This is a genomic window from Rhodopirellula europaea 6C (genome assembly GCF_000338295.1).
GTDB lineage: Bacteria > Planctomycetota > Planctomycetia > Pirellulales > Pirellulaceae > Rhodopirellula > Rhodopirellula europaea.
In genome coordinates this window covers 1-16,623 of record NZ_ANMO01000137.1, presented here as the reverse complement: position 1 = coordinate 16,623, position 16,623 = coordinate 1, and the positions used below count along the sequence as shown (strand labels likewise).

General features: G+C 54.5%; 13 protein-coding genes. 12 read left to right on the top strand and 1 reads right to left on the bottom strand.

Annotated features, from left to right (window positions below; all coding sequences use genetic code 11):
• On the top strand, positions 1–218 hold a 218-nt coding region (locus RE6C_RS32925), incomplete at its 5' end, for a hypothetical protein (protein WP_039962197.1).
• 46 nt (positions 219–264) lie between these two features.
• On the opposite strand, the gene RE6C_RS15265 is transcribed toward RE6C_RS32925, so the two are convergent.
• Positions 265–912, bottom strand: coding sequence for a hypothetical protein (locus tag RE6C_RS15265; protein ID WP_039962196.1), 648 nt, complete (start codon positions 910–912; stop codon positions 265–267).
• Positions 913–1,323: 411 nt separating this feature from the next.
• Between RE6C_RS15265 and RE6C_RS15255 the strand changes: the two genes are divergently transcribed.
• The 11 genes from RE6C_RS15255 to RE6C_RS15205 all read left to right on the top strand — a co-directional run.
• The gene (locus tag RE6C_RS15255) at positions 1,324–4,038 is read left to right on the top strand and encodes a type I restriction-modification system subunit M (RefSeq protein ID WP_008657873.1); all 2,715 of its coding nucleotides are present in this window, start codon (positions 1,324–1,326) and stop codon (positions 4,036–4,038) included.
• Between the two features lie 2 nt (positions 4,039–4,040).
• Positions 4,041–5,327 (top strand): restriction endonuclease subunit S, encoded by a 1,287-nt coding sequence (locus RE6C_RS15250; RefSeq protein ID WP_039962194.1) that lies wholly within the window; start codon positions 4,041–4,043, stop codon positions 5,325–5,327.
• Positions 5,324–6,952, top strand: coding sequence for an RNA/DNA-binding domain-containing protein (locus tag RE6C_RS15245; RefSeq protein WP_081605661.1), 1,629 nt, complete (start codon positions 5,324–5,326; stop codon positions 6,950–6,952). The genes RE6C_RS15250 and RE6C_RS15245 overlap by 4 nt, the downstream gene beginning before the upstream one ends.
• A 286-nt stretch (positions 6,953–7,238) precedes the next feature.
• On the top strand, positions 7,239–10,421 hold the full coding sequence (locus RE6C_RS15240) for a type I restriction endonuclease subunit R (RefSeq protein WP_008657870.1): 3,183 nt from the start codon (positions 7,239–7,241) through the stop codon (positions 10,419–10,421).
• On the top strand, positions 10,421–11,134 hold the full coding sequence (locus tag RE6C_RS15235; RefSeq protein ID WP_008657869.1) for a M48 family metallopeptidase: 714 nt from the start codon (positions 10,421–10,423) through the stop codon (positions 11,132–11,134). The genes RE6C_RS15240 and RE6C_RS15235 overlap by 1 nt, the downstream gene beginning before the upstream one ends.
• 98 nt (positions 11,135–11,232) lie before the next feature.
• Positions 11,233–11,703, top strand: coding sequence for a hypothetical protein (locus RE6C_RS31710; protein ID WP_144054782.1), 471 nt, complete (start codon positions 11,233–11,235; stop codon positions 11,701–11,703).
• 143 nt (positions 11,704–11,846) lie between these two features.
• A complete protein-coding gene (locus tag RE6C_RS15220) occupies positions 11,847–12,137 on the top strand; it encodes a hypothetical protein (RefSeq protein WP_008657867.1) in 291 nt (96 codons plus the stop codon).
• A 550-nt stretch (positions 12,138–12,687) separates the two neighbouring features.
• Positions 12,688–12,834, top strand: coding sequence for a hypothetical protein (locus RE6C_RS32225; protein ID WP_008657865.1), 147 nt, complete (start codon positions 12,688–12,690; stop codon positions 12,832–12,834).
• Positions 12,831–14,429, top strand: coding sequence for a DUF3987 domain-containing protein (locus RE6C_RS15215; RefSeq protein WP_008657864.1), 1,599 nt, complete (start codon positions 12,831–12,833; stop codon positions 14,427–14,429). The genes RE6C_RS32225 and RE6C_RS15215 overlap by 4 nt, the downstream gene beginning before the upstream one ends.
• Positions 14,426–14,803 (top strand): TubC N-terminal docking domain-related protein, encoded by a 378-nt coding sequence (locus RE6C_RS15210; protein WP_039962189.1) that lies wholly within the window; start codon positions 14,426–14,428, stop codon positions 14,801–14,803. Before RE6C_RS15215 ends, RE6C_RS15210 begins: the two co-directional genes overlap by 4 nt.
• Before the next feature lie 459 nt (positions 14,804–15,262).
• Positions 15,263–16,623, top strand: a 1,361-nt coding sequence (locus tag RE6C_RS15205) for a tyrosine-type recombinase/integrase (RefSeq protein WP_160167212.1), incomplete at its 3' end; no start/stop codon positions are given.

Sequence of the window (16,623 nt, the reverse complement as noted above, 5' to 3'; positions counted from 1 at the left end):
AGAAGGACCTGTTTCAAATCCTTCTGAAACACGGAGAAAACTGCAAAAACGACGAAATCGCCACGGTGATGCACCACCTGATGCACCAAAACTCAGAAAAGGACCTCAAAGACACCTTGGTGACCCTGCTAAGCGTCATCGCGACGACGCTCGCTGATCACTCAAGTGGGGAAATTCCCCACCCCGAAGACAGCGAGGATGTCTGGATCGCCGACTAGCTGCAGGGTGAACCGAGCTTTCACCCATGCACATTCTCTCGAGGCGTCATGAACGCTTGGCGACGACAAAATTCTCGCCAGGACGAATCGAACACAGTGGCGGGCGGGTGTCGATCCGAATAAGCCCATGCGTTTGCATCGCAATGACCGAATCGATGTAGCTGACAAATCTTGTGACACGCTCCCTAACGATCCCCAAAAGCATCTCCGCGTTAACGACGATACACTCATCGGCAAACTGGCTGACCAAATGGCTCCGGTATCGAAATGGCCCGTTCCAGTCCAAGAGAACTTGGTAGTCAGGGCTCTCCTCGAGATCCAGGTTTTCGTTCTCATGAACCATGCACCGGATCGCGTAAACGAGGCTACCGAGCGTGTAACGAATCTCCTTGCCCGTCCGAGCGTCGACAACCACACCGGACTGGTACCCGCCCTCACTCGGTTCAGGTCCGCCAAAGAACTCGAGAAAGCGACGCTTGTTGTCCCTGGGGGACGTGTCGTCACCATTCAATGAGCGACACAAAGTTTTGGCAGTGTCGATGGCTTTGCATAGTTCTGGGAAGCAGCGATCACGCTTTTGGTCCGCCAAATATGCGTAATCGCTGTCGTAGATCGCTTTCTTGACGTTGTCGAGCCACCGCTTCTCTCGCGTCGTCATCTCACCGATTCGCTCAACCGGAACCGCCTCAATCATTCTCCTCGCCCTCCAATTCAAATTGTCCTCTCGTTCTCTGAAACGAATGGGTTCATCAACGAATCCTGCGACCATGAATGCGAGCAGCAAAAGACCCGTGCAGCAATTCGCCGCCGCTACCCCTGCCTTTCGATCGCACCAGCCACAACCATGGCGAAAAAATTTTTGCCCCGATGCCCCGCCCTCTCCCCACCTGGGTTCCAGTGGTCTCGCAGACGCAATTTTGCCTGGAATCCGAAACCGTTTGGCCATTCTGTCATGTAGCCTTCTCCGATTGTAGAATCCTCCCCCCCTTCATGCGCCAATGCTGCACTTTGGATTCGAAGCCGGTCCAACGGTCGGCATTGGACGCACCAAGCAATCAAGACCTCGATCTCACTGGCACAATCTGCTGGAAAGGACCCCAGACACGTGGCGCTTAAGAAATCGGAAATTTATTCATCCCTTTGGGCGAGCTGCGATGAGTTGCGTGGCGGGATGGATGCCAGCCAGTACAAGGACTACATCCTCTCGCTGTTGTTCATCAAATACATCAGCGACAAGTACGCAGGCATGTCTCCGCGACGATCGCCGATTAAAATCCCGGAAGGGGCAAGCTTCGCCGACATGGTTGCTCTGAAGGGCACCAAAGACATCGGCGACAAGATCAACACCAAGATCATCGAACCTCTGGCGAAAGCCAACCAGATGCTCTCGCAGTCCGACTTTCCGGACTTCAATGACGAGAAACTGGGCGACGGCGACGAAAAGGCCGAGCGGCTGACCAGCTTGGTTGCCATCTTCGAGCGCAAGGCTCTCGACTTCTCGAAGAACCGAGCCGACGGCGACGACATTCTGGGCGACGCCTACGAATACCTGATGCGGAACTTTGCTACCGAGAGTGGCAAGAGCAAAGGCCAGTTCTACACGCCCGCCGAAGTCAGCCGCATCATGGCTCAGATCATCGGCATCCATGAAGCAAAGACCACGGGCGAAACCACCGTCTATGACCCGACGTGCGGTTCTGGTTCGTTGCTACTGAAAGTCGGCGACCAAGCCCCGACGCACGTGACGCTGTACGGGCAAGAAAAAGACGTCGCAACCAGCGGTTTGGCGCGGATGAACATGATCCTGCACAACTATCCGACTGCGGAAATCGTGCAAGGCAACACGCTGTCCGATCCGAAATTCAAACCCAAAGGAGAGCTCGCAACTTTTGACTACGTTGTTGCCAACCCGCCCTTCTCGGATAAACGCTGGAGCACGGGGCTCGACCTGGAGGAGGACGAATGGAATCGCTTTGAGCCCTTTGGCACGCCACCAAGCAAGCAAGGCGACTACGCCTACCTGCTGCACATCGTTCGTTCGCTCAAGAGCACCGGCACCGGAGCCTGCATTTTGCCGCACGGCGTGTTGTTCCGAGGCAACGCCGAAGCCACCATTCGTAAGAAGCTGATTCGCAGCGGATACATCAAAGGCATCATTGGTCTGCCCGCGAACCTGTTCTATGGCACCGGCATTCCCGCTTGCATCGTCGTGGTCGACAAACGTGACGCGGCAGCACGCAAAGGCATCTTCATGGTCGACGCCAGCAAAGGCTTCATGAAAGACGGCCCGAAGAACCGTTTGCGTTCACAAGACATTCACCGCATCGTCGACACCTTCAACGCGGGCACTGAAAAGCCCGGCTACGCGCGGCATGTTGGATTTGACGAAATCGAACGCAACGAATTCAACCTGAACCTGCCGCGTTACATCGAAAGCCAAGAAACCGAGGACACGCAGGACATCGCCGGTCATCTATTCGGAGGCATCCCGACCACCGACGTCGACGCGATGCAGGAATTCTGGGACGTCTGTCCAACGCTACGCAAATCGCTGTTCAAAGAAAACCGCGAGGGCTACCGCGATCTGGCGGTCGACATGGCCACGGTCAAAACCACAATCTTCGAGCATCCTGAGTTCACCGACTACATCTCCGGCATGAACGACCACTTTACCAAGTGGCGAAAGAAGACCGCCAAACAGCTTCGCTCCCTCGAAGCCGGCCACAAGCCAAAAGAGCTGATCATCGACATCAGCGAAGCGTTGCTCGGCCATTACCGAGGCAAACCGTTGATCGACCACTACGCCGTCTATCAGCACCTGATGGACTATTGGTCCGACACGATGCAGGACGATTGCTATTCGATCTCCGCCGACGGATGGAAAGCCGAAACCGAACGCATCATTGAGAAGGACAAGAACGGTAAGTCGAAAGACAAAGGCTGGGTCTGCGACCTGATCCCCAAGCCGTACATCGTGGCTCGCTACTTGCAGGCCGAGCAGGACGCGATCAATGCTCTGGAAACCGAGCGGGAAAATCTGGAGGCCGCCGTCACCGAGTTGGAGGAAGAGCATAGCGGCGAGGAAGGCCCGCTCAATGGTGTTTCGGGAAAGACCGATGCCAAAGTTGCTTGGCAGGAAGCGTTTGACGAAGTTTGGCAGGATCGCTTTCCCGACGACCACGGGCAGTACACGTCGGCGCTGGCAACCGAACAGGCCGAGCGAAATCGTATGCTGGAGATGTTTTCCGATTCACGCATTGAGTTGCTCAAAAACAGCAAGGGCAAGTTGAAGATCTCCGATGTTCGCAAAGCTGCGAGGGAATCCGAGGACATTGACGACAAGGCGTTTTACGAGCAATACGACGCCAGCTACAAGGCGGCCGCTGATGCAAAGAAGCAGGCCAAGGAGTTGGCCGAATCGGCGGAGACCACGATCCGCGAGTTGGTCGCCACAAATCCGAACGACGAATTGTTGGGCGACTTGCGTGTCTTGACCGAATATCGTCGGCTTCTCGACGAGATCACCGAGATAAAGAGCAAGATCAAAGAGGCCGACGCGGAACTCGACAAGCTGGCTTACGAAAAATATCCGAAGCTGAGCGAGGACGAAATCAAAACGCTGGTCGTCGACGACAAATGGATGACGACGGTCGATGAGAAAGTCCATAGCGAGATGGACCGCATCAGCCAATCGCTTGCCAGCCGCGTCAAAGAGTTGGCCGAGCGTTACGAAACGCCAATGCCACAATTAATTGAGCGAGCCAACGAACTAGAGACTCGCGTCAACCGTCACCTCGAACGCATGGAGTTCCCAGTTTGAGCGTGCAAGAACTGGAAACGCCTGACGCGGTCGGTGAGAAGCAAGTCAGCTATTCGATTCGACCTGGATACAAGCAAACGGAAGTCGGTTTGATTCCCGATGACTGGGAGGTTCGGTCCCTTGGTGAAATATCGGATCCGGTTCGTGGAGGTTCTCCAAGGCCAGCAGGTGACCCTCGTTTCTTCAATGGAGCGTTTATTCCGTGGCTAACCGTGGCTGCATTGACGAATATCCCACCTGCCCAAATGACCGTAATGGAAACGTCCTCCATGCTCACGGAAGAAGGGTCGTTGCGAAGCCGAATCCTCCATCCGAATACGCTAATCATTGCGAATAGTGGCGCGACACTGGGCGTTGCCAAAATACTTGGAATCACGTGTTGCGCGAATGACGGAATAGCCGCATTACTCAAGTTGTCCAAAACGGTCAGCAATAGATACTTGGCACATTTCATAAACACTCGAACCGAGTATCTGCGAGAAGTCGTCGCGACGGGGAATGGACAGCCAAACTTAAACACTGACCTCATCTCCGATTTCAAAGTGCCTCTTCCTCCCACGCTGGCCGAGCAGGAATCGATTGCGGAGGCGTTGGGGGATGCGGACGCGTTGGTCGAATCGCTGGAGCGGCTGCTCGCCAAGAAACGCAACCTCAAACAAGCCGCCATGCAGCAATTGCTCACCGGCAAAAAACGACTCCCCGGATTCGAGGGCGAATGGGAAGTGTCGGAACTGCGAGGGCGCGTCAATCTGCGATCCGGTCACCATGTCCTCGCACAGTATTGCAATCAAGAGGGACTTGGCACGCCATATTTGACAGGGCCATCAGATTTCCCCGACGGTGCTATCAGTCACTCGAAATTCACAACGAAACCAACAACGCTTTGCCAGAAGGACGACATTCTTGTAACAGTGAAGGGATCGGGATGCGGCACACTCGTAAAGGCTGATTCGACCTATTGTATTAGTCGTCAGCTGATGGCAATCACTGTTCAGGAAGGTGACTTTCGATTCATTTATTATTCCTTGCTGCAAAACGCATCCGATTTCCAAGATGCCGCAGCAGGATTGATTCCTGGTCTTTCCCGTAGTGACGTCTTGGGTCAGGAGCTTCCTTTCCCACCATCACACGCCGAACAAACCGCCATCGCCACTGTCCTCTCCGACATGGACGCGGAGATTGCCGCGATCGAGGCGAAGATCGACAAGGCCCGCCAGATCAAAGCCGGCATGATGCAGGAGCTGCTCACCGGAAAGACTCGGCTTGTTTCAGGAGGACCGGCATCATGATGTCTGTGGCTGAGCTGGAGCGACTGCTCAAAGAACCCGAAGGTGAGAACCTGGAATTCAAAAAGGCGGCTAACAAGTTCGGAACCGATGAGCTAACGAAGTACTGTGTGGCGCTCGCCAATGAAGGTGGCGGCCGGATTGTCTTTGGTGTCACCGATAGACGACCGCGTAAAGTCACAGCCACTACCGCGTTCGCTCAGCCCGAAGAAGTTCGCAAGACGGTGCTGGACCGGTTAAAGATTCCTATTCATTTTGACGTCATCGAACACCCTGACGGACGCGTGGTTGTCTTCACGGTTGCCTCGCGGCCCACCGGTGTGCTGCTGCAATACGATGGTCAGTTTTGGGACCGTCAGGGAGACGCACTCGTCGGAATGGAGCTCACCAGTGGCCGCGCTCGCGAGATCACGGCGGAGCTTGGAGCGGATTTTTCAGCCAGCGTTGTCGATAGGCTGACGATCGCGGATCTGGATCCGCAGGCCATCGAAAACTTCCAAAACGAATGGATTGAGTTCACTGGCAAAGAGGGATTGCGTTCACTGACCGCCGAGCAAGTCCTCCGCGACGTTGAAGCCGTTACCGATGAAGGCGTTACGTACGCTGGCTTGATTCTGTTTGGAAAGCGGGCTGCGATCCGTAAGCATCTTGCTCAAAGCGAGATTGTGTTTGAGTACCGATCGAGCGAAGCGGCGGGGCCGGCGGCTCAGCGTGAAAACCTGACCGATGCATTTTTCAATCTGCATGACCGCATCTGGGAACTGGTCAATCTCCGCAACGACCAACAGCCTTATCAAGATGAACTTGCGATTCGCAATGTACCCACTTTTGACGAGCGTGCTGTTCGTGAAGGCGTGCTGAACGCGGTTTGCCATCGGCATTACCAGATGGCGGGCAACATCTTCCTGCGTCAGTATCCAGACCAACTGGTGATTGAAAGTCCCGGTGGTTTTTTGCCGGAGATCACGCCTGAAAACATTCTCAATCGCCAGTCGCCTCGCAACCGTCGCGTCGCCGAGATCCTGCAACTGTGCGGTTTGGTCGAACGCAGCGGTCAGGGCGTCGACCTGATGTACGAGCGTTCGATACGGCAAAGCAAGCCTCACCCAGATTTTTCAGGCAGCGACGAGAACACGGTCGTCCTGCGGCTGTCGGGTCGGATGCTCGACCCCTCATTCGTTCGATTTCTTGGGACGTATGTACCTGCCAAACTAGACGAACTGGGAACGGATGACTGGCTAGCGCTGAGCCAAATTGCCGGTGAGCAAACCCTTTCCAGCAGCCTCCAACAGCGGGTCGACAATCTGCTTTCTCGGGGGCTGATCGAACGAATCGGTGGTGGCAGGTTTATCTTGCCGCGAATCTATTACCAGTTCCACGGTCGTGAGTCGACTTACAACCGGCTTCGCGAGCGGGAGCAACTTAAAGAGCGGGTCGAGGAAATCCTGGAAGGCTTCCGCTTGGATGGTCGGTTGATCGGTGATATTCACGAGGAAATGCCGACGCTTGAACGCAAGACGCTTCGACGTCTATTGCAGGAGCTTCAGGACGAGGAACGAGTCCACAGTGAGGGGGAGAACCGCTGGACACGTTATTTCCCTGGGCCCACCAGCCAGGAGGGTGAGTAATGTACCTGCGCAAAGCCTCTGAATTTCTCTCGGACAAATCGAGACAACGCCACGTCTGTCGATGCGTGAAAATGCTGTTTTTTGCGACGTTTTCTCTAACATTCTCTCGGACACCTGAAACGCGAGAGAGGGGCACGACCTGCGAAAAAACCCGTGTTTTACGGTGTTTTCTATTTAATTCTATCGGACAAGCTACGATTCCTGCGTCACCGCTCGCGTTGATTGGGGCATTTTGGGGGCCTGCCGGTTACGAAGGTTTTGACGAACCCAACGGGAGGAAGCTAGCGTGAAAGGTGGCGTCAATAAACCAGAACGGGAAACGCAGAACCGCGTCATCCGCTTGTTCGATGACGTGCTCGATTACGACTACCTGGGCGATTGGGATGAACGGAAAAACAACAGCAACATCGAAGACGAACAGCTTCGGAAGTACTTGGCGAAACAAGGTTACCCGTCGGACCAAATCAACGCAGCGATCCTGGCTCTGAAAACGGAGGCGAATAACTCCGGACGCAGCCTGTATGACAACAATGAAGCAGTCTACAAACTGCTTCGTTTTGGGGTCAGCAAGAAAACAAAAGCTGGGGAGAACACGCCCACAGTCATGCTGATCGACTGGGACAATCCCGAGAACAATCACTTCGCCGTTGCCGAAGAAGTGACGTTGACCGGCCCCAAAACGCGCCGCCCCGACGTCGTGCTTTACATCAACGGCATTGCGATTGGTGTGTTGGAGCTGAAAAACAGCCGAACAAGCATCGGACACGGGATTCGGCAGAATCTGTCGAACCAGAAACCCGAGTTCAACCAGTGGTTTTTCAGCACGGTTCAGTTCGTGTTCGCGGGCAACGACACCCAGGGCCTGCGTTACGGAACGATCGGAACGCCTGAAAAATTTTTCCTTTCGTGGAAAGAGGATGAACACGACAGTTCCGGTTACTTGCTCGATAAGTATCTGACCAAAATCTGCAGCAAAGACCGCATTCTCGAACTGATGCACGACTTTGTTTTGTTCGATGGTGGCGTCAAGAAACTCCCGCGTGTGCACCAATACTTCGGTATCAAGGCGGCCCAGGACCACGTCCGCAGACGCGAAGGCGGTGTCATCTGGCACACGCAAGGCAGCGGCAAGAGCATTGTCATGGTGCTGCTGGCCAAGTGGATCCTGGAAAACAATTCAAACGCCCGCGTCGCCGTGATCACAGATCGCGATGAGTTGGATAAGCAGATGTTGGCGAACATGCGATCCTGTGGCCTGCTTTCGGAGTCGCGGAAGGACGGGTTCTATCAAGCCTCCAGCGGTCGTGACTTGATGGCCAAACTTTCCGACACGCTGCCCCGGCTGGTCTCGTCCCTCGTTCACAAGTTTGGAAAGAGGGACGTCGATGACTTCGAGGCGTACATCAAAGACCTGCAAGCACAGCCGACCCAGACGGTGGGCGAAATCTTCGTTTTCGTCGACGAATGCCACCGCACGCAAAGCGGCAAGTTGCACCGATTAATGAAAGCAATCATGCCCAATGCGGTTTTCATCGGATTTACCGGGACGCCGTTGCTGAAGAAGGACAAGAAAACCAGCCTTGAAGTGTTCGGTCGCTACATCCACGAATACAAGTTCGACGAGGCTGTTGAGGACCAAGTTGTTCTAGACCTCATCTATGAAGCACGCGACATCGACCAGCGGTTGGGCAGCGAGGACCGGATCGACCAGTGGTTCGAATCGAAGACTCGCGGCTTGAATGACTGGCAGAAAGATGAGCTGAAGAAGAAGTGGGGCACGATGCAAAGCGTGCTCAGCAGTCGCTCACGCATGAATCGTGTCGTCAGCGACATCGTTTTCGATTTCAGTTGCAAGCCGCGAATTTCCAGCCAACGCGGAAATGCGATTCTGGTCGCCAAGAGCATCTACGAAGCCTGCAAATACTTCACGCTCTTCAACGACGCGAGTACCGGATTCAAAGACAAATGCGCGGTCATCACGTCCTACAATCCCCAAGCAAAAGACATCACGCTTGAGGACACTGGGGCGAACACTCAAACGGACAAGGAGTTCATCTACGACACGTACGAGGAGCTGCTGAAACACGTGCATGCGAAACCTGGCAAGACCAAAACAGAAACCTACGAAGACCACGCCAAAACGCTATTCACCGAGCAACCGGCAAACATGAAACTGCTGATCGTGGTCGACAAACTACTGACGGGATTCGACGCGCCGTCCTGCACGTATCTGTACATCGACAAAACGATGAAAGATCACGGTCTGTTCCAGGCAATCTGCCGCACGAACCGGCTCGATGGCGAGGACAAAGAGTTCGGCTACATCGTTGACTACATGGATCTATTTAAGAACCTGGTCAACGACAAAGGCACCGGTGCTTTACAGGTCTACACGTCCGACTTGGACCACGACCTCTGCAAGGGCGATCCAGAAATCACGATGAAGGACCGGCTGAAGACAGGGAAGGAGAAACTGGACGATGCTTTAGAGCAAGCTGAGTTGCTCTGCGAGCCAGTTCAACCTCCCAAGAGTGACCTGGATCATATCCGGTACTTCTGCGGGAATACGGAAGTTCCAACAGACTTGAAGGCCCGCGAACCGCAGCGAGCAGCGATGTACAAGGCAGTTGCCTCGCTCGTTCGTTCATACGCGAACCTTGCCGACGAACTGAATGAGGCGGGTTACTCCGACGCGGATGTCGTTCGCTTAAAGGGACGAGTCAATCACTTCGTCAAACTTCGCGATGTCATCCGCAACGCAGCCGGTGAAACGCTCGATCTGAAGGCATACGAAGCCGACATGCGGCATCTGATCGACACGTACATTGAAGCCAATGAACCTCGCAAAATTTCGGACTTTGACGAGATGGGGGTTCTGGAAGTGATTAACAGGTCCGGCATGGACAAGGTATTCGACCATCTTTCCGACCAACTAGGTGGCAGCGAAACAGCGGTAGCCGAGACAATTGAAAACAACGTGCGCAGCAAAATCATCAAAGAGCAGCTTAACGATCCCGCCTACTACGAACGCATGTCGAAATTGCTCGACGAAGTGATCGAAATGCGGCGTTCAAGGGCGATTGATTACGAGGAGTATCTCAAACGCATCGGTGATCTCGCGAAAAGTGTCGAGCTGGGCCGAGACGGCGATGTTGATCCCCGACTGGACACGAGTGGGAAACGGGCGTTGTACAACATGCTCCTAAAACTACTGAGCCAACCTGCAGAAGGCAATGAAGCCTCGCTAGCTGTCATGGAGTCCTCGTCACAGTACCAGGCCCAAAAAGACCCGCAATTGAAACTCGCCCTCAAAATCGACGAGACGGTTCGGCGAGTCAGGCCGCATGGATGGAAAGGCGTACAAGCGAAGGAAGCGGTTGTCTACGATGCAATCTACCTGTTGCTTGGAGAGAACGACGAGTACGCAGAACAAGTCTTTCAGGTACTGTTGGCTCAGGAGGAATACTGATGCCTCAAATTCACCTTGGAGAGTTTGAAGCAGATGTCGTATTCAAAGACATCAAGAATGTTCATCTAAGCGTTCATCCACCCGAAGGGCGTGTCCGCGTTTCCGCACCGACTCGAATGGATCTCGACACGATTCGAGTTTTCACGATCAGCAAACTGGGCTGGATCAAATCCCAGAGGCGGAAGATGCAATCGCAGGTTCGAGAAACTCCGCGAGAATTCCTCGATCGTGAGAGCCACTACGTCTGGGGCAGCCGTGTCCTCCTTTCCTGCGTAGAACAGAGCGGTCGCCTCGGAGTGAAGGTATCCGCATCCAGACTGACCGTTTTCACCAAGCCAAACAGCAACAGGATCGACCGAGAGAGGCTACTGTCGGCGTGGTATCGCCAACAAACTCGTGAGGCAGCGGCGCCCCTGATCGCGAACTGGGAAAAAGTGCTCGACGTCTCAGTTTCGAAAATCTTTGTTCAAAAGATGAAGACGCGGTGGGGGAGTTGCAATCCAACTCGTCGAACCATCCGGTTGAACACGGAGCTTGCAAAGAAGCCACCTGACTGTCTGGACTACGTGGTGCTCCACGAAATGCTGCACCTGCTTGAACCGACGCACAACGCTCGATTCAAGTCGCTCCTGACGCGGCACATGCCCAACTGGCAAACACGACGCGATGCGTTGAACCGCCTCCCAATCCGCCACGAGCAATGGAAGCAATGACAAAAGTCGGTGGCACTGCCAAAACCCGCCTCTACTCAAGCATCAAGAACCTCAGTGCACAAGAATCCATTTGATCGATAATCAGAAAGGATAGCCCGGTGACGGTCCCAACAGCTCAGCACCGTTTTCGACAGCTTCTCGACTCACAAGAGCTCGTGGGCTTGATTCAATCCAATGTTGCAGCTTGGCTCGAATGGAAATCTCAACGGCTCGAAGAGTGGAAAAAACTTTCTGGAATCCTGCTGGAAAAACAAGACGAGCTCTCAAGTTCATCCAGCGGTGACGGCCAGGAAGAATTGAAAGAACAGATGAGACTAATGGAAGAGTTTGACGCCGTTCAAAAGAGGCTTGTAGAGATTGAGCAGGACCCGGACTACTCGCCATTTGATCACCTTCACAGTGGTCATGTTTCAGATAATGCCGCGTGTGCAGTAGTAGCTATCTTCGCTGCCTTCGGCGGCGTTTACGAGCTGCTTCCAGCTTGGCTCATTCCATCTAAAAAACACGCCCCCCTGTTCTCCGACAACAGTGATACCTCGCTCACCGAAGGAAAAAGAAACAGCAGCTAGCCCAAATCATTCTCGACGTCGAGCTGGGTTTCCTGGAACAAGACGAATCGCACCAGCCGTTTCAAAATCGCCTGGAGGATCTGGCCGTCCTGCTGGATCGCGTCTATCGCCTCAGTCCCTCCAAGTCGACGTCCGATGAACCGATGCAAACCGATTCCGCCAAGGAGTTGTCGGCAAAAGAAAAGCGTTCCCAACAACCATCGAGAAAAAAAGCGGCTCAAGCTTACGAAATCGCAATGCAGACAATTACAGACGCTGAACATCTCACAATCAAAGAATTACATCAGCGGATCTCCGAAGACGTCCAACTCTGCGACATGATCCCCCCTTCACCCGACGCGTTCGGCACTTACCTGCGAGAAGCTGGAATCAAACGCTACAGCACCCACGCAAAGTCTGCGACGGGGTCAGTCGTGAATGCTCGCGATTTATGAACTGAACTGAACTGAACTGAACTGAACTGAACTGAACTGAACTGAACTGAACTGAACTGAACTGAACTGAACTGAACTGAACTGAACTGAACTGAACTGAACTGAACTGAACCGAACCGAACTGAACTGAACCGAACCGAACCGTTTAAACTTTTTTGGGAATCTCATTTACCCCGCAAAAACGGGAATTACTAGACGAACACGCTTCGAGTTGGCGGTTCGTTTCGTGGTCTGTGTAGGGCGAACGCGGACAGTTGCAGCCTGCAACGGCAATCGCCCCCAGCACAAACCACAGGTTCGTAACTATGGTTCACAGGCCCCTGCCCGGTAACGATCCGGACAAGCGTCGCAGCGTCGAATGGCTTGATCGTGACACGTTGGCAAAACGCTACAAGTGTTCACCGCGTCACATCACCCGACTTGCTGATTCGGGTCGCCTCCCGCGCCCTATCAAACTTGGCGCACTTTCGCGGTGGAATTCTCAAACCATTGAGGATTGGGAAGCAGCTGGTTGCCCGAACCTCCGTAACACTGCAAAAGGAGGCCGCAAATGAACACGGCGTGCCAAAAATTGATCAACAACTGGAAAGTTGAGGCACTGATCACCCTCGCGCAGTCCAAAGGACTTTGCCTGATGACGGCCCAGGATCTGGCTGCCAAGGTCGCTGCAGAAGAAAAGGAGAAAGAGACATCATGAGTGATCTTTTTCAAAGTCATGGTCAACCGGATTCGTTTCCGGTTGACCTTCTGCCGCCGGTGGTGCGGCAATACGTTGTTGAAGGGGCCGAGTCTCGTGCTGCGGCCCCGAGTATCGTGGCGTTGCCAGTCTTGGTGACGCTGGGAGCGTGCGTCGGAACGACGCACAAGATCGCCGCGAAACAGGACTGGATCGTCCCTGCAATGCTGTGGGGGGCGGTCGTCGCTCGCTCGGGAAGCGTGAAGTCGGTTGGGTACGACTTGGCTCATGAACTGCTCAAGCACGCGGAAGATCAGGCCAACCGCGAGTTCGAAAATGCCAAGCGAGAATACGACCTTGCCGAGCAAGAATACCGAAAGGCCCATGCCCAATGGCTGAAATCGAAAGAAGAAATCGCACCTCCAGTCCCACCTGAACCTCCCACCGGCGATCGTTTGGTGGTGGATGACCAGACGGTCGAGAGCTTGGCGCCATTGCTGGTTGAAAATCCGAAGGGGTTGTTCCTGCTCAGTGATGAACTGCGAGGTTTCTTCGACGGAATGGGTGCCTACGCTTCGGGTGGCCGAGCAGGAAAGGACGAAGCTCGCTGGCTGACGCTTTTCGATGGTCGTCCTCTCAGTGTCGACCGCAAAACTAACCGTGAACGTATCTATGCCCCCATGGCAGGCGTCTCGGTCGCAGGAACGATCCAGCCAGGCACCCTCGCGAAAGCGGTGAGTGGTGGCCAAGTCGAAAGCGGCTTGCTGGCACGCCTGCTCCTGGTGATGCCGGAACCTCGTCCAAAACGGTGGACCGATGCCGAAATGCATGATGCCACCAAATTGGCGATGCAACGTCTCGTGGATCGGCTGAGGAGTTTGGAGCACAAGGCACTTAACGGTTCGCTGGAATCGAACGTGCTTCGTTTGGATAACGAAGCTCGCGATCGCTTCAAGTTTTTCGTGAACGCGCACGGGCTTGAGACTTTCAAGCAACACGACTCGCTGGCCGCCGCCTACTCCAAGCTGGAGGGGTACGCTCTTCGGTTTGCATTGATTCACCACCTGGCAGTTTGGGCCAGCGGTGATCAGCTGTCACCGCCTCGTTCAATCGGCCTCGAAAGCATCGAGGCCGGGATCGAACTGTCTCGATGGTTTGCGGCGGAAGCAGAGCGGGTCTACGAAAAAATCGGGGTTGTCGCTGAACCTGTCCTCCAGCCTGCTGACCAACACTTGGACCGTTTGGAAGAGTGGCTGCGGTCGAAAGGCGGGGCCGCTACCGAGCGCGATATCAGTCGCGGTCCACGTAGGTATCGCAGCGGCCACCACGTGGAAGACGACTGCAAAGCATTGATTCAAGCTGGACGTGCGAAGTGGGACGTCTCTCGACGCACCCGACACATCGTTCTGGCTGGCGACAGCGACAGTTCGGCTGAAAACGAAACGATTCGCGTTGAAGTGTCGCCGAGCCAAACGGACAACACCGAAGGCTTGTCGACAACTGCAAACGACGATGGCCGCGACACGATCTCCCTTTCCGAAAGGAACAAGCGGAAAGTGTCGCCGTCGCCACCAAACACTGCCTCCTTTCAGGAAAGGATCCGGGTGACCATTTGAGTGCGCAAACACTTCTTACTGATTTCAGCGAGCGAGATATCAACGTCTCGGTCGTGAACGGAAAACTTGAAGTTGACGCTCCGGCTGGTGCTCTGACCAACATGGACATCAGTCACCTGCGACATGCCAAGGTCGACTTGATCCGGACGTTGAATCTCGCCAACGGACTGGAGGCAGACGAAGCAGCAAAAGCCCTGATGGAGCTTGAGGAGTTTGCTCCGGAAGAGATTGAAACCTGCCCAGTTTGTGACGATCTGTGCGATGTTCAAACCTCTACAGGCTCTTGGAAGTGCTCTTCTTGTGACCCAGAATTCGAGTCGCGAAAGAACAACACCGACAACTGGCTGGGGTTGCCACCTAACGGCGCCTCCTGACCCATCACTCGCGATGCACGGTCGGCCTTCCAACTCGCAAACGAGGGATCGGAAACGGCCTTTTCATCGCAAGCAAATGGCGGGAGCTTGCCCTCTATGCATCGCAGCGTTATTCGGATTCTTGAGGCGAACGAATCTCGGCGATTCGGCCAATTTCGATCTCGAAAAAGCGTTGCAATCACCTTTTTTTCGTTAAGGTTTTATGGCGACGGCTAGGCTTAGCGGCTGAAAACCGAGCATCATCACTCGGCCCGCCGTCGCCTTCTTTTCCAATGGTGAATCGTGGGGATGAACACGATGGCTTGCATTTTCAAGAAAACGTACGCGAGAAAGTTCCCGGAAGGGGCGACTGTTGTCACCCGTCGGGGTAAGCAAATTGCTGAGTGGGTGGACGAGACTGGCAAGAAACGTTCTGCAGAGATTACAGCCGCGAGAGATGGGTCGATTCGTATCAAGGCTGTGTCATCAACCTGGACAGCTAAATACCGTGATGGTGAAGGCGTCATCCGAGAGGTGTCGACTGGGTGCCGAGACAAGCAAGCGGCCGCAGCTGTCTTGAAGGAGCTGACCAACCGAGCTGAGTTGGTGAGGGCAAGGATTCTCTCGCCCGAGCAAGACAAGATCTCTGAGCACCAAAAGACAACGGTGTCTGAGCACATCGGTGCCTACATCGACTATCAGCAAAGTCGCGGTCGCAACCGCGACCATGTCAACACCTACGAGTCACGTCTTCTGCGGTCAGCACAGGAGTGCGGCTTTCGCTGGCTGTCCGACCTGAATGCCGATCGCCTTGAACGATGGCTTTCTTCACTCACTGAACTCCCGAAGGACGCCGACGAGAACAGCGAACCGCGATTGGTCTCCGCATCCGTTTACAACGGCTTCGTTGAAGCTTGGGTTGCGTTTGGGAACTGGATGATCGGCAAACGAGTCAACGGACGACGATCTAACATGAACGGTGAGAAACGCATGCTGACGAACCCATTCGACGGCATGGGGAAACGCGACAAGAACCAAGACCGACGACGTATTGCGCGTGCTCTCACCGAGGATGAGCTGCATCGTCTGTTCGCCGCGGCCAAGACTCGTCCAGTCATTGCCGCTGAAACTGTCCGCCGCGGCCCGAACAAAGGTAAGCGGATGATCAAGTTGTCGGACTCGCGACGCAGGGAGCTGGAGAAACTTGGGGAGGAACGTGCACTTATCTACAAAACGGCTGTCCTGACTGGCCTGCGAAAGAGTGAACTTCGCTCACTGGTCGTTTCCGATCTTTCGTTCGGCGACGTGCCCTTTGTGAAGCTTCAACACAAAAATGAGAAGAACCGCCAAGGATCAACGCTCGCACTCCGAGCCGATTTGGCTGCAGAACTGCAGAGGTGGACGAAGGGAAAAGAGCGTTCCGACAAGGTTTTTCGCGTACCATCATCCTTTCTGGAGATCCTGGATCGCGACATGGAGGCCGCAGGAATTCCCAAAGTGGATGAAGACGGTCGGGTCGCGCACCTCCACGCTTTGCGACACTCGTTCGGAACTCACCTTTCGAAAGCTGGCGTCTCCCCTCGGGTCACGCAAGCTGCCATGCGTCACAGCAATATCAATTTGACGATGGGGACGTACACCGATGCGAGGCTTCTTGATACAGCGGCGGCGGTCGAAGCACTGCCGTCATTCGACGGGGATGCAGGTGTTCAATCGAACAGGAAGCAGCGTCCAAACTGTGATGCACCACATGATGCACCAACTACAGGCCTTCGGAGGCATTTGGAGTCCTCCCCTGACCATTCTGTCGGGAATGCCGACGACGGAAAATTCCGTCCGCG